Here is a 13,687-nt window from a genome sequence, read left to right on the forward strand (position 1 = left end):
TGTGTGAGCGCGTGGCTCAGCTCTGGCTGAGGACCTTCTGCTCCTTGCCGGTCAGCTCGCGGACGCGGTCCTCGACACGCTGACCCATGCCCTCGTCGATCGACTTCCAGTAGTCGAACGCGCGGGCGAGGACGTCGTCACCGACCCCCTTGGAGAGGTGGCCGGAGACGTTCTCGACGAAGCGCTCGCGCATGTCGTCGTCCCAGACCTCGAGCATCATCGTGCGGGCCTGGACCTCGTCGGTGTCCTCGGCGTGCGGCACGTAGGCCGCGCGCTGGATCTGACCGTCCGAGTACCACGTCGGCGGCTGGATCGTCTCGGTCGTCTGCGGGCCGCCCTTGGTGTTCGGCGCGTAGACCGGGTCCGGCGCGTTCACGACCCGCATCGCGCCCGCGACGGTGTACGGGTGCGCGTCGGTGCCCTGCGGCGAGTTCACCGGGATCTGCTTGTAGTTGACCCCGAGCCGGGCGCGGTGCGCGTCGGCGTACGAGAACCCGCGGGCCAGCAGCATCTTGTCCGGCGACAGGCCCAGCCCGGGCGGCTGGTTGTTCGGCTCGAACGCGACCTGCTCGATCTCGGTGTGGTAGTCGACCGGGTTCCGGTTCAGCGTCATCTTCCCGACCTCCTGGAGGGGGTAGTCGCTGTGCGGCCACACCTTCGTCAGGTCGAACGGGTTGAACCGGTAGGTCTTCGCGTCCTCGAACGGCATGATCTGCACGTGGAGGGTCCAGCTCGGGAACTCCCCGCGCTCGATCGCCTCGTAGAGGTCGCGCTGGTGGTAGTCGGCGTCCTCACCCGCGAGGCGGCCGGCCTCCTCCTCGGTCAGGCACTCGACGCCCTGGTCGGACTTGAAGTGGTACTTGACCCAGAACTCCTCGCCGGCCGAGTTGACCCACATGTAGGTGTGGCTCGAGTAGCCGTTCATGTGGCGCCAGTCCTTCGGGATGCCCCGGTCGCCCATGAGCCACGTGACCTGGTGCTTCGACTCGGGCGAGAGCGTCCAGAAGTCCCACTGCATGTCGTGGTCGCGCAGGCCGTTGCGGGCGAGGCGCTTCTGCGACCGGATGAAGTTCTGGAACTTCATGGGGTCGCGGATGAAGAAGACCGGCGTGTTGTTGCCGACCATGTCCCAGTTGCCCTCGCGGGTCCACAGCTTGAGGGCGAATCCGCGCGGGTCGCGCCAGGTGTCCGGGCTGCCCCGCTCACCGGCGACGGTGGAGAACCGGATGATCCCCTCGGTGGTCTCACCGGGCTGGAAGACCGCGGCCTTGGTGTAGGCCGAGACGTCCTGCGTGACCTCGAACGTCAGGAACGCCCCGCTGCCCTTCGCGTGCGGCTGACGCTCCGGGATGCGCTCCCGGTTGAAGTTCGCCATCTGCTCGATCAGGTAGTGGTCCTGGAGGACCAGGGGTCCGTCCGTCCCGACCGTCGCGGAGAACTCGTGGCTGGGTGCCGGGATACCGGCGTCGTCGGTGGCGTAAGAACGGTTCGGATTGGTCACGTTCGCCTCTCCTCGTGGTGGTGGCTCTCGTGTCTTCACCGTGACGGGATCGAGCTCGTCCCGTCGGCGTCGATATGCGGGGTACCCGCTCCTGCGTCCCGGCAGGCCGGGCAGGTGCCCCAGAAGACGATCTCGGCCTCGTCGACGACGAAGCCCCCCGCGTCGGACGGGGCCAGGCACGGGCGCTCGCCGACCACGCAGTCGATGTCGGCGGTCGCGCCGCACGCGCGGCACACGACGTGGTGGTGGTTGTCGCCCGTGCGGGTCTCGTACCGCGCCGCGGAGCCCGCGGGCTCGATGCGGCGCACGAGGCCGGCGTCCACGCACGCGGCGAGGACGTCGTACACGGCCTGGGTGGACACCGACCCCAACCGGCCGCGCACCGCCGACGCCACGGCGTCCGCCGTGGAGTGGGGGTGATCGCCGAGGACCCCGAGCACCGCCTGCCGGGGCGCGGTGACCCGCAGTCCGGCCTGGCGGAGCCGTGCCCGCGGATCGGCCACGTGGTGACGTGGATCCGCAGGAGACGCGACCACGGGCATTACTGCGGGGTCGCCCTCGTGCTCGGTCCGTGAGGTCATGATGACCCCAAGGTGCCAGCCAGACTGGAACGAGTCAAGAAAAGCGGGCGGCCGCGCCTCAGCTCCGGACGAGCTCCTCGGCGATCTCGTAGGTGTTCAGCGCGGCGCCCTTGCGCAGGTTGTCGCCGCACACGAAGAAGTCGAGGGTGTCCGGGAAGTCCAGCGCCTGCCGCACGCGCCCGACGTAGGTCGGGTCCTCGCCGACGACGTCCGCCGGGGTCGGGAAGCGCTTGGCCTCCGGCTCGTCGACCAGCACGATCGAGGGCTGGGCGGCGAAGACCTGGTGCGCCGTGGCGACGTCGACCGGGCCGGCGAAGGTGGCGTGCACCGCGAGCGAGTGCGTGGTGATCACGGGCACCCGCACGCAGGTGGCCGACACCTTGAGCTCGGGCAGGTCGAGGATCTTCCGCGACTCGTTGCGGACCTTGAGCTCCTCGGAGGTCCAGCCGTCCGCCTTCGGCGAGCCCGCGAACGGCACCACGTTGAGCGCCAGCGGGGCGCCGAACGGGGTGTCCTCGGAGAGCCCCGCGGCCGCGAGGGCCTCGGCGACGTCGCCGCGCCGGTTGCCGACGTCCTTGCCGGCGACGGCCGCGAGCTCGGCGCGCAGGCGGTCGATGCCGTCCTGGCCCGCACCGGACGCCGCCTGGTAGCTGGCGACGACGAGCTCGCGCAGCCCGAAGGCGCGGTGCAGGGCGCCGAGCGCGGCCATCATCGACAGCGTCGTGCAGTTCGGGTTGGCGACGATGCCCTTCGGCCGCGTGTGCGCCGCCTCCGCGTTGACCTCGGGCACGACGAGCGGGACCTCGGGGTCCATCCGGAACGCCCCGGAGTTGTCGACCGCGATCGCGCCGCGGGACACCGCCACCGGCGCCCACTCGGCGCTGATCTCGTCGGGCACGTCGAACATCGCGATGTCGATGCCGTCGAAGGCCTCGGGCGCGAGCGCGACGACCTCGATCTCCCGGCCGCGCACCGTGAGGCGCTTGCCCGCCGAGCGCGGCGAGGCGATCAGGCGAATCTCCGACCAGGGCACGGTCTCCCGGGCGTTGATGATGTCGATCATGACGGTGCCCACGGCCCCGGTCGCGCCGACGATGGCGAGGGTGGTCATGGTCAGCGTCCTGTTCCCGCGTGCACCACGGCCTCCTCGTCGCCCCCGAGGTCGAAGGCGGCGTGGAGGGCGCGGACGGCGTCGTCCAGCTGGGTGTCGCGCATGAGCGCGGAGATCCGGATCTCCGAGGTGTTCATCATCTCGATGTTCACGCCGGCGAGGGCCAGCGACTCGCAGAACGTCGCGGTGACGCCAGGGTGGCTGCGCATGCCGGCGCCCACGAGGGTCACCTTGCCGACGTGCTCGTCGTAGATGACGTCCTCGTGGCCGACCTCGCCCTGCACGGCGGACAGGGCGGCGACGCCCTTGGGGCCGTCCTTGACGGGCAGGGTGAAGGTCACGTCGGTCTTGCCCGTCTTCAGGTGCGACACGTTCTGCAGGACCATGTCGATGTTGATCTCGGCGTCGGCGACCGCGCGGAAGATGCGCGCCGCGAAGCCGGGCTGGTCGGGCACGCCGATGACCGTGATCTTGGCCTCGGACCGGTCGTGCGCGACTCCGGTGAGGACGGCCTGTTCCACGCTGAGCTCCTCGATCGACCCGACGATCGTCGTGCCGGGCTTGTCGTTGTACGACGAGCGCACCCGCAGCGGCACGCCCTCGCGGCGGGCGTACTCCACGGCCCGCAGGTGCAGCACCTTGGCCCCGCACGCGGCCATCTCGAGCATCTCCTCGTAGGTGATGGTCTCGAGCAGCTTCGCGTCCGGGACGATGCGCGGGTCGGCGGAGTACACGCCGTCGACGTCCGTGTAGATCTCGCAGACGTCGGCCTTCATGGCGGCGGCCATCGCGACCGCCGTCGTGTCCGACCCGCCGCGGCCGAGCGTCGTGATCTCCTTGGAGTCCGCGCTGACGCCCTGGAACCCCGCGACGAGCGCGATGTGGTCCTCGGCGAGGGCGGCGTGGATGCGCCCCGGGGTGACGTCGACGATGCGGGCGTCGCCGTGCTTCCCCGTGGTGATCATGCCGGCCTGCGAGCCGCTGAACGACCGCGCGCGCCCGCCGAGGGCGTTGATCGCCATGGCCAGCAGCGCGTTGGAGATGCGCTCCCCCGACGTCAGCAGCATGTCCATCTCGCGCGGCGGCGGGCTGGGGTGCACCTGCATCGCGAGGTCGGTCAGCTCGTCGGTCGTGTCGCCCATGGCGGAGGCGACGACGACCACGTCGTTCCCGTCCTTGCCCGTGCGCACGATGCGCTCGGCCACCCGCCGGATGCGGTCGGCCGACTGCACCGACGAGCCGCCGTACTTCTGGACGACGAGTGCCACCGCGACGGACCTCCACCTGCTGGTCGGCGAACGGCTCCGACCCTATCCGAGGCCTGCGGGCTCACGAGGTGGCTGTCACCACCCTGGAGCGGCTACGGCGCGAGGGCGTTGAGAAGCTTGGAGACGACGATGCCGATCACGATCCACACGACCGCGGCGAGCCCGAAGTTGAGGATGATCCGCAGCGACTCGCTGGCGGGCAGGAACAGGTCGCCGATGCCCAGCGTCAGGTTGTTCGCGAGATCGCGGAAGAAGATCGTGATGCCGTTGGCGGGGTTGGCCCCGGCCACCGCGAGGATCACGTGCACGACGAGGATCGCCGCGAAGATGACGGTGAGGATCCGGATCACCGACGCCGCCACGGTGAGGACCTTGCGGACCAGTGCGCGCATGTCCTCGGAGGTGTGCGAACGCCGCTGTTCGGACGTGTCCGTGCTCGCATCCTGCGCCATGCGCGACATCATGGCACGTTAGGTGACTGGTCGGTAGCCGAGGGTGCGACCTGAGTCACCGAGGCACTTCTGCGCAGGTCGGAGGCCTGTTCGGGGGTGTGCGACCCCGGTCGTCCGGGGTCCCGGGGTACCGGACCACGACGTGGCGGGACTACCGTGGAGGGCGATGTTCTCCGCGCCCGCAGCCCCGGCCATCACCCCGGGCCTGCTTCTTCGCCGCCGCGGCGGGGTCTGAACAGACCGGCCCCCTGCCGCGGGTGATGCGCGCTGCCGGTCGCCATCCCTCGCAGTGCTGCAGGATCCAGGAGCGCGACACCCCATGAGCATCACTCCCGGCACGTCGATGAACGACGAGCCGATCGCCGACATCCGTTCGACCGTCGTCCATCCCGACGGCGACATCCCCGACGGCCAGCCGGCCTGGAACACCCAGCGCCCCAGCCGCATGCCGGTGCAGCGCTACCGGCGCTTCGCCGACCTCGTCGAGAAGATCTCGCTGCCCGACCGCACCTGGCCGGACCGCGTGATCGAGAAGACGCCGCTCTGGGGCGCGGTCGACCTGCGCGACGGCAACCAGGCCCTGATCGACCCGATGTCGCCCGCGCGCAAGCGCCGCATGTTCGACCTGCTCGTGCGCATGGGCTACAAGGAGATCGAGGTCGGCTTCCCCGCCGCCTCGCAGACCGACTTCGATTTCGTCCGCGAGATCATCGAGCAAGGCGCGATCCCGGCCGACGTCCGCATCCAGGTGCTGACCCAGGCGCGACCCGAGCTGATCACGCGGACCTTCGAGTCCCTCGAGGGCGTGCACTCGGCGGTCGTCCACCTCTACAACTCGACCTCGATCCTGCAGCGGCGCGTGGTCTTCCGCTCCGACCGCGACGGCATCACGAAGATCGCGGTCGACGGCGCGGAGAAGGTCCGCGCGGAGGCCGAGAAGCGGCCGGGCACCGACTGGCGCTTCCAGTACTCGCCCGAGTCGTACACCGGCACCGAGCTCTCGTACGCCAAGGAGATCGTCGACGCCGTCGGTGACGTCTGGGAGCCGACGCCCGAGAAGCCGATGATCGTCAACCTGCCGGCGACGGTGGAGATGGCGACGCCGAACGTCTACGCGGACTCCATCGAGTGGATGCACCGCAACCTCGCGCGCCGCGACTCGATCATCCTGTCGCTGCACCCCCACAACGACCGCGGCACCGGCGTCGCCGCCGCCGAGCTCGGCGTCCAGGCCGGCGCCGACCGCGTCGAGGGCTGCCTGTTCGGCAACGGTGAGCGCACCGGCAACGTCTGCCTGGTGACCCTGGGCATGAACCTGTTCAGCCAGGGCATCGACCCGCAGATCGACTTCTCGGACATCGACGAGGTCCGTCGCACCGTCGAGTTCTGCAACCAGCTGCCCGTCGGCGAGCGCCACCCCTGGGGCGGCGACCTCGTCTTCACCGCGTTCTCGGGCTCGCACCAGGACGCGATCAACAAGGGCCTGCAGGCGATGGCGGCCGAGGCGTCGGAGGCCGGGCACGACGTGTCCGAGCACCCGTGGGAGGTCCCGTACCTGCCGATCGACCCGAAGGACGTCGGCCGCACCTACGAGGCCGTCATCCGGGTCAACTCGCAGTCGGGCAAGGGCGGCGTTGCCTACCTGATGAAGACCGAGCATCAGATGGACCTGCCGCGACGCCTCCAGATCGAGTTCTCGCGCCGCGTCCAGGAGGTCACCGACTCCGAGGGCGGCGAGGTCTCGGCCAAGGAGATGTACGACATCTTCACCGAGGAGTACCTGCTGCGGCGGGTGCCCCTGGAGCTCGTGAGCTCGCGGGTGTCGACCCACGACGACGGCAAGGCCGAGCTCAGCGCCACGCTGAAGGTCGAGGGCGACCTGCACGAGGTCACCGGCGTCGGCAACGGCCCGATCGCCGCCTTCGTCGACGCCCTCGCCACCGTCGGTTACGACGTCCGCGTCCTCGACTACGCCGAGCACGCCATGTCCGCCGGCGACGACGCCCGCGCGGCCGCCTACGTCGAGGCGGCCGTCGGCGACACCGAGGTCTGGGGCATCGGCATCGACGGCTCGATCCTCACCGCCTCGCTCAAGGCGGTCGTGTCGGCGATCAACCGCGCGATGCGCTGACGTTCCCGACTTCGGTGGCGGAACCCGCGCTGAGCGCGGGTTTCGTCACCGAGGTCGCGTGCAGGGAGCAAGATCTCGGTTCGTGGCGCGGACGTCTTGCTGGGCGGAGCGTTCGCTCCACGCACCCGGACCTTGCTTAGGGGAGGTCGAACTCACCGGCCTTGACGCCGGCGACGAACGCCGCCCACTCCCTGGTCGTGAAGCTCAGCACGCCCTCGGACTTCGTGTCGACGACGCGGACCTCGTCGGAACCGATCGCGACGCCGACACAGCTCCCGTCGCTGCAGAAGCTGCTCGTCCTCACCGGCACCTGAACGTCACGACGCGATCGCACTGCGGCATCTTCGAGGCGTCTGCGACGTCGCCGGAAGCCGGACTCACCCATCGGTGGTGTCGATGCGGCGAACGGCTCGTTCCAGCAGCGGGACGGAGTCCGACTCGCTCAACGCCGCTGCGTACAGGCCCTCCAACCAGGCCTCGTGATCCGCGATCTCCGCCGGGTCCGCGAGGAACTCGCCCGCGACCGGCGGCCGCTCGACATAGACGAGGCCGTGCTCGATGCCCTCGCTGTAGTCGAGCTTGGCGAACGCGCCACGACTTCCGGGGACGAGGCCCGCCGAGAACGGCAGGACGCGCACGTCGACGTGCTCGGCCTCGGCGGCGGTCAGGAGGTGCTCGAGCTGGGCCTTGAGGATGTCGACCGATCCGACGACCCGATTGAGGACGGACTCGTCGAGCACGCACGCGAACGAGAGCCCGTGCTCCTGTTTCAGGGCGTCCTGACGCTGCATCCGGACCTCGACCAGCTTGTCGATCGTCCGCTCTGGTGCGGACGATCCCAGAGCGTTGCGGAGCACCACGCGGGCGTAGTCGGGCGTCTGCAGGAGACCGTGCACGACGAACGGCTCGTACGCCTGGATCCGCGCCGCGTCCCACTCGAGCTCGACGTAGGTCGCCATGGCAGGTGGCATGACGTCGCTGTACGAGCGCCACCACATCTTCGCCTGGCCGGTCCGTGCCCAGGACTCGAGACGGTCGCGCATCCCGGCGTCCTGGACGTCGTACACGTCGAGCATGTCCCGGACGTCGCGCCAGCGGGGCACGCCCTTGCCGTTCTCGAGCCGGCTGATCTTCGACGGCGAGCACTCGAGCCGGCGCGCGACGTCCTCGAGTTTGAGGCGCCTGCCCTCTCGCAGGCGCTTGAGCTCGCCGCCGAGGCGGCGGCGGGTCACCACGGGGCCCGGCGACCAGGTCATGCGCGCGCCTCCTGAGATGGGCGATCTGTGTCGGCTCCCCCCACCGGCTTCGCTGCGCACACGGTAGACCCCGGACGGCCATGTCGTCACGCAATCGTTGCGTGCAATTGCAGAATTCTCTTGTGCTGTGGGGTCGCACACAGCACTGTCAGGAAGACCGGAGCTGGATCGCCGGAGCTGTGGACCGCACAACGGGCCGCACGACTCGACGGGAGGCACTGATCATGAGCGCAACGAGGGGCGGCCGACGATGACCGCCATGACCATCATCATCGCCGTAGTGATCTTCTGGGCCCTGTTCGTCCTGGGCGTGCTCGTGGGCATCTCCGTGCACCGCGAGGCGACGCGCAAGCGGATGGGGCGCGTGCACCGCGCCGAGATGGAGCTCGACCGGGCCGGGTCCGTCGCCTACCGCACGCCCGTCCGGGCGCGGGACGCCCGACTCTAGAAGGCGCGGCGGCCTGCGAGGGCCCGACCGAGCGTGAGCTCGTCGGCGAACTCGAGGTCGCCGCCCATGGGGAGGCCGGACGCCAGCTTGGTGACGCTGAGCCCCGGGAAGTCGCGCAGCAGGCGCACGAGATAGGTGGCCGTGGCCTCGCCCTCGGTGTTCGGGTCCATGGCGAGGATGACCTCGGCGATCTCCGGCTCGTCGCCGGCGCCGCCGATGCGGGTGAGCAGCTCACGGACGCGCAGCTGATCGGGGCCGATGCCCGAGAGCGGATCGAGCGCCCCGCCCAGGACGTGGTAGCGACCGCGGAACTCGCGGGTGCGCTCCACCGCCATGACGTCCTTCGGCTCCTCGACGACGCAGACCACCGTCGCGTCGCGTCGGGCATCGCTGCAGATCCGGCAGCGGGGCTGCTCCGAGACGTTGCCGCAGACGTCGCAGAAGACGACACCGACCTTGACCTTCTGCAGGGCCTCCTGCAGGCGCGTCACGTCGGCCTCCTCGGTGGCGAGGAGGTGGAAGGCGATGCGCTGGGCGCTCTTGGGACCGATGCCGGGCAGGCGGCCCAGCTCGTCGATCAGGTCTTGGACCGGTCCCTCGAACACCCGACGAACCTACTGGCCGGGCAGGCCCAGCCCGCCGCCCATGTCCCCGAGCCCACCGGCGAGCGGGCCCATCTTCTCGGCCTGCAGCTCGGCGGCGGCCTGTGCGGCGTCGGCGATCGCGCCGACGATGAGGTCCTGCAGCGTCTCGACGTCGTCCGGGTCGACGACCTTCGGGTCGATCCGCACGGAGCGGACCTCGCCGGTGGCGGTCTGGGTGACGGTGACCAGGCCGTTGCCCGCCTGGCCGGTGACCTCGGCCTCGGCCAGCTCCGCCTGGGCGGACATCAGCTGCTCCTGCATCGCCTGCGCCTGCTGCAGCAGCGCGCCCATGTCCATGCCTTCAGGGTTCTGACCGGGTTGCACATCACCACCCTAACCGCGCGCCCGTGGTCGCCGTGTGGGGCTGCGGCGGGCAGGCTACGTCGACGATGAACGAGACGACCGATCTGCTGCACCGCCTCCTCGAGGTGACCACCTGGCGCGCGTTCGACGTGGACGCGCAGGGCCGCATCCTCGCGGGGTACGACGGGTCCGGGACGGTGCAGCTCGTCGAGCTGCGTCCCGACGGGACTCGCGTATCCCTCACGGCGCTGCCGGGTGCCTGCCACGGGCGGTACCTGCCGGGCACGCGGCGCGTCGTCGTCTCCCACGACGCCGGCGGCGACGAGCGTGCCCAGCTCTCACTGCTCGACCCGGACGCCGTGACCGAGCCGGTCGGCGAGGACGGCCTCGTCCCGCTCGTGCACGACCCCGCGTACATCCATGGTCTCGTCGAGGTCCTCCCGACCGGCGAGGTCGTCTACACGACGAATCGGCGCAACGGCGTGGACTTCGACCTCGTCGTCCGCCGCGTCGACGACGGCACCGAGACCGTCCTCTACGACGGCGGCGGGATGGTGGGCGGCGCCGCGGTGAGCCACGAGGGCACCCGTGCCCTGATGACCCGACCCGGCCGTCCCGCGCTGAGCTCGCAGGTCCTGCTGCTCGCCGGCGACACGACCACCGAGCTCACCGACGCCGGCGAGCACGCCCGCTACCTCGCCCCGCAGTGGCTGCCCCGGGGCGAGGCCGCGGTGATCACCACGGACTCCGGGCGCGACCACCTCGGCGTCGCCCGGCTCGACGTCCGCAGCGGCGAGCTGACCTGGCTGGTGACCGACGACGAGCACGACGTCACCGCACGGCTGTCGCCGGACGGCGAGACGCTGCTGGTGGTGACCGACGACGACGGCACGAGCCGCCTCGCCGTCCACGACGTCGACGGCACCTTCCGGCGCGCGGTCGGCCTGCCCGCCGAGCTGCGCGGCGGGGTCGCCGACTTCCTCGCCGTGCCGCGCTGGTCGCCCGACGGCACCGGGCTCGCGATCACGTGGACCGACCCCGCGACCCCGGCCGACGTCCTGCTCGTCGACGCCGCGCGCGGCCGTTCCGGCGTCGTCGCCTCGTCCCGCGAGCCGCTGGAGGACCTCGACCTCGTCGCCCCCACCAGCCACGGCGTGCCGACGCCGGACGGTGAGACCGTGCCGTGCTTCGTCTACTCGCCGCCCCAACCGTCGGGGTCGAGCGTGACGATCGTGCACGGCGGTCCGGAGGGGCAGTCGGTGCGCGCGTTCTCGCCGATCGTCCAGGCGCTGGTCGGCGCCGGGCACACGGTGCTCGTGCCGAACGTGCGCGGCTCGGTGGGCTACGGGAAGCGCTGGTACTCGCTCGACGACGTCGAACGGCGCCTCGACTCCGTCGCCGACCTCGCCGCCCTGCACGCCTACCTTCCCCGCCTCGGGCTCGACCCCACACGGGCGGCGCTGTGGGGCGGCTCGTACGGCGGCTACATGGTCCTCGCCGGGCTGGCCTTCCAGCCCGAGCTGTGGGCGGCGGGCGTCGACATCGTCGGCATCTCGTCGCTCGTGACGTTCCTGGAGAACACCTCGCCCTACCGGCGCGCCCACCGCGAGCGGGAGTACGGCTCGCTGGAGCGCGACCGCGCGTTCCTCGAGCGCGCGTCGCCGCTGACGCGCATCGGCGACGTGCGCGCGCCGCTGTTCGTCATCCACGGCGCGAACGATCCGCGGGTGCCGCTCTCCGAGGCCGAGCAGGTGGCGGCGGCGGTGCGCGCCAACGGGGTCGAGGTGGAGATGGTGGTCTACGACGACGAGGGCCACGGGCTGGCGAAGCGCGCCAACCGGCTCGACGCCTACCCCCGGGCCGTCGCGTTCCTGGGCCGCGCCCTGGGCTGAGCGCTACCGCCCGTCGACCCGCCGCGCGCCGAGCTGCGAGGTCAGCAGTTCCATGGCCGCCTCCTCGGGGTCGACGCGCGCGCCGCCCGCGGTGCCGCCCGGGTCGGCGGCCGCCTCGGCGTACATGTCCTCCTCGCTGACATCGCCGTCCTCGGGCGGCTCCGGAGGGGGCGGGATGTCCGACGGCGGGGCCGGGCGCCGGGCCGGCGGGGCGTCGCCCGGGCCGCCCCGTGCGGGAGCCTCGGCAGGGGGAGCGTCCGCCCGCGGCGGCTGCTCCGGGCGTGGGGGCCGCTCGGGACGCCGCGGCGGATCGGGGCGCTGACGGCTCTGCTCCGGGCGTCCACCGCCCCGCGCGCCGCCACCGCCACTGTCTCCCCCGGTGCCGTGCACCGCCTGCACGGTCCACTGCCCCGACAGCACCGCCCCGAGCGCCGCAGCGACGTGATCGGCGCGGTTGGGCTGGGAGAGCTGGCGTGCCAGTGGGGGCGTCGGCATGCCGAGCGTGATCGTCGTGCCCTCGACCGCCGTGACCGTCGCGTTCTGGAGCAGCGCGTGGGTGGGTTTGTTGCGTTCGCGGACCTGGGTCATCACCTCGGGCCAGACCCGGCGCAGTGCCGCGGCGTCGAGCGCGCCGGCGGCCGGGGCGGGCTGCGGTTCCGGCGTCGACTCCGGCTCGGGCACCTGCGGACGCTCGGGACGTTCCTGGGCGGCCGGGCGCTCCGGGCGCTGGGGCGGCGGCGCCTGCGGGCGCTCCCGCGGAGCGTCGCGCGGCGGCTCGTCCCGGGCCTCGACGGTGGCCGCCGGACGGTCGGTGGGCGGGACGACGGTGGCGTCGAGCTCCCCGGCGCGCGGGTGAGCGTCCTCGGCGCCGTCCTCGGACCGCTGCGACGGCCGGCTGAAGCGGGAGGGCGCGGCGTCCGACGGACCGGGCGCGCCCACCGCGAGGCGCCGCTCGACGCCCTCGAGGCGCTGGATCATGGCCGCGTCCGCCGATGAGGCGGCAGGCAGCAGCATGCGGGCGCAGACCAGCTCGAGCAGCAGCCGCGCCGCGGTGGCCCCGCGCATCTCGGTGAGCGCGGTGTGCACGAGCTCGGCGTGGCGGGCCAGGGCCGCCGGGCCGAGGCGCTGCGCCTGGTCGACCATCCGCTCCATCTCGTCGGCCGGGACGTCGACGAGGCCGCGTTCCCCGGCGTCGGGGACGGCCTGCACGAGGATAAGGTCGCGCAGGCGCTGGAGCAGGTCGGCGGCGAAGCGCCGCGGGTCGTGTCCCGCCTCGACGAGCCGGTCGACCGCCCCGAACACGGCGGGACCGTCGCCGGCCCCGAGCGCGTCGACGACGTCGTCGAGGATCGCGACGTCGGTGACCCCGAGCAGCCCCACCGCGTGGGCGTAGGTGACGCCCTCGTCGCCCGCGCCGGCCAGCAGCTGGTCGAGCACCGAGAGCGAGTCACGGGCGGACCCGCCGCCGGCGCGCACCACGAGCGGGTAGACGGCCGGCTCGACCGTCACGCTCTCCTCGACGCAGATGCGCTCGAGGAGGGCGCGCAACGTGCTCGGCGGCAACAGGCGGAACGGGTAGTGGTGGGTGCGCGAGCGGATGGTGGTGAGCACCTTGTCCGGCTCGGTCGTGGCGAAGATGAAGATCAGGTGCTCGGGCGGCTCCTCGACCACCTTGAGCAGCGCGTTGAACGCCGCCGTGGTGACCATGTGCGCCTCGTCGATGATGAAGACGCGGTAGCGGGAGCTCACCGGCGCGAAGTGGGCACGATCGCGCAGCTCGCGGGCGTCGTCGACGCCGTTGTGGCTCGCGGCGTCCATCTCGGTGACGTCGAGCGAGCCCGGGCCGTTGGGGGCGAGCGCGATGCAGGACTCGCAGACGCCGCACGGGTCGGGCGTCGGGCCCTGCTCGCAGTTCAGCGAGCGGGCCAGGATGCGCGCGCTGGACGTCTTGCCGCAGCCCCGCGGACCGGAGAAGAGATAGGCGTGGTTGACCCGGCCCGCGGACAGCGCGGTGCGCAGCGGATCGGTGACGTGCTCCTGACCGACCACCTCGGCGAACGTCGCCGGCCGGTACCTGCGGTAGAGCGCCAGAGCCACGAG

The 13,687-nt window shown here is 71.8% G+C and carries 13 protein-coding genes; 3 read left to right on the plus strand and 10 right to left on the minus strand.

What is annotated here, in order from left to right; genetic code table 11:
* Positions 1-16 precede the first annotated feature (16 nt).
* The 5 genes from PH189_RS10180 to PH189_RS10200 form a co-directional block, all read right to left on the minus strand.
* Positions 17-1,501 carry a catalase gene (locus tag PH189_RS10180; protein ID WP_274188657.1) on the minus strand — a complete coding sequence of 495 codons (1,485 nt, stop codon included), beginning with the start codon at positions 1,499-1,501 and terminating at the stop codon, positions 17-19.
* 35 nt (positions 1,502-1,536) lie between these two features.
* Positions 1,537-2,043, minus strand: coding sequence for a Fur family transcriptional regulator (locus PH189_RS10185; RefSeq protein ID WP_274188717.1), 507 nt, complete (start codon positions 2,041-2,043; stop codon positions 1,537-1,539).
* Between the two features lie 97 nt (positions 2,044-2,140).
* On the minus strand, positions 2,141-3,193 hold the full coding sequence (locus tag PH189_RS10190) for an aspartate-semialdehyde dehydrogenase (RefSeq protein WP_274188658.1): 1,053 nt from the start codon (positions 3,191-3,193) through the stop codon (positions 2,141-2,143).
* Positions 3,194-3,195: 2 nt separating this feature from the next.
* Positions 3,196-4,461, minus strand: a complete 1,266-nt coding sequence (locus PH189_RS10195) for an aspartate kinase (protein WP_274188659.1) — start codon at positions 4,459-4,461, stop codon at positions 3,196-3,198.
* 92 nt (positions 4,462-4,553) lie between these two features.
* The gene (locus PH189_RS10200; protein WP_274188660.1) at positions 4,554-4,913 is read right to left on the minus strand and encodes a hypothetical protein; all 360 of its coding nucleotides are present in this window, start codon (positions 4,911-4,913) and stop codon (positions 4,554-4,556) included.
* Positions 4,914-5,256: 343 nt separating this feature from the next.
* Between PH189_RS10200 and leuA the strand changes: the two genes are divergently transcribed.
* A complete protein-coding gene (gene leuA, locus PH189_RS10205) occupies positions 5,257-7,044 on the plus strand; it encodes a 2-isopropylmalate synthase (RefSeq protein WP_274188718.1) in 1,788 nt (595 codons plus the stop codon).
* 136 nt (positions 7,045-7,180) lie between these two features.
* On the opposite strand, the gene PH189_RS10210 is transcribed toward leuA, so the two are convergent.
* Complete coding sequence (locus tag PH189_RS10210) at positions 7,181-7,348, minus strand: DUF397 domain-containing protein (RefSeq protein ID WP_274188661.1); 168 nt, start codon at positions 7,346-7,348, stop codon at positions 7,181-7,183.
* Positions 7,349-7,421: 73 nt separating this feature from the next.
* Positions 7,422-8,300, minus strand: a complete 879-nt coding sequence (locus PH189_RS10215; RefSeq protein ID WP_274188662.1) for a helix-turn-helix domain-containing protein — start codon at positions 8,298-8,300, stop codon at positions 7,422-7,424.
* A gap of 259 nt (positions 8,301-8,559) precedes the next feature.
* Between PH189_RS10215 and PH189_RS10220 the strand changes: the two genes are divergently transcribed.
* Positions 8,560-8,748, plus strand: a complete 189-nt coding sequence (locus PH189_RS10220; protein ID WP_274188663.1) for a hypothetical protein — start codon at positions 8,560-8,562, stop codon at positions 8,746-8,748.
* On the opposite strand, the gene recR is transcribed toward PH189_RS10220, so the two are convergent.
* Both recR and PH189_RS10230 read right to left on the minus strand, forming a co-directional pair.
* Positions 8,745-9,353 (minus strand): recombination mediator RecR, encoded by a 609-nt coding sequence (recR, locus tag PH189_RS10225; RefSeq protein ID WP_274188664.1) that lies wholly within the window; start codon positions 9,351-9,353, stop codon positions 8,745-8,747. The genes PH189_RS10220 and recR overlap by 4 nt on opposite strands.
* Before the next feature lie 9 nt (positions 9,354-9,362).
* Positions 9,363-9,683, minus strand: coding sequence for a YbaB/EbfC family nucleoid-associated protein (locus tag PH189_RS10230; protein ID WP_274188719.1), 321 nt, complete (start codon positions 9,681-9,683; stop codon positions 9,363-9,365).
* Between the two features lie 98 nt (positions 9,684-9,781).
* Between PH189_RS10230 and PH189_RS10235 the strand changes: the two genes are divergently transcribed.
* Positions 9,782-11,587, plus strand: a complete 1,806-nt coding sequence (locus PH189_RS10235) for an alpha/beta fold hydrolase (RefSeq protein WP_274188665.1) — start codon at positions 9,782-9,784, stop codon at positions 11,585-11,587.
* A 3-nt stretch (positions 11,588-11,590) separates the two neighbouring features.
* Here PH189_RS10235 and PH189_RS10240 read toward each other — a convergent pair whose 3' ends face one another.
* Positions 11,591-13,684, minus strand: a complete 2,094-nt coding sequence (locus PH189_RS10240; RefSeq protein ID WP_274188666.1) for a DNA polymerase III subunit gamma and tau — start codon at positions 13,682-13,684, stop codon at positions 11,591-11,593.
* Positions 13,685-13,687: the final 3 nt, after the last annotated feature.

Source organism: Actinomycetospora chibensis, assembly GCF_028737215.1.
GTDB classification, from domain to species: domain Bacteria; phylum Actinomycetota; class Actinomycetes; order Mycobacteriales; family Pseudonocardiaceae; genus Actinomycetospora; species Actinomycetospora chibensis.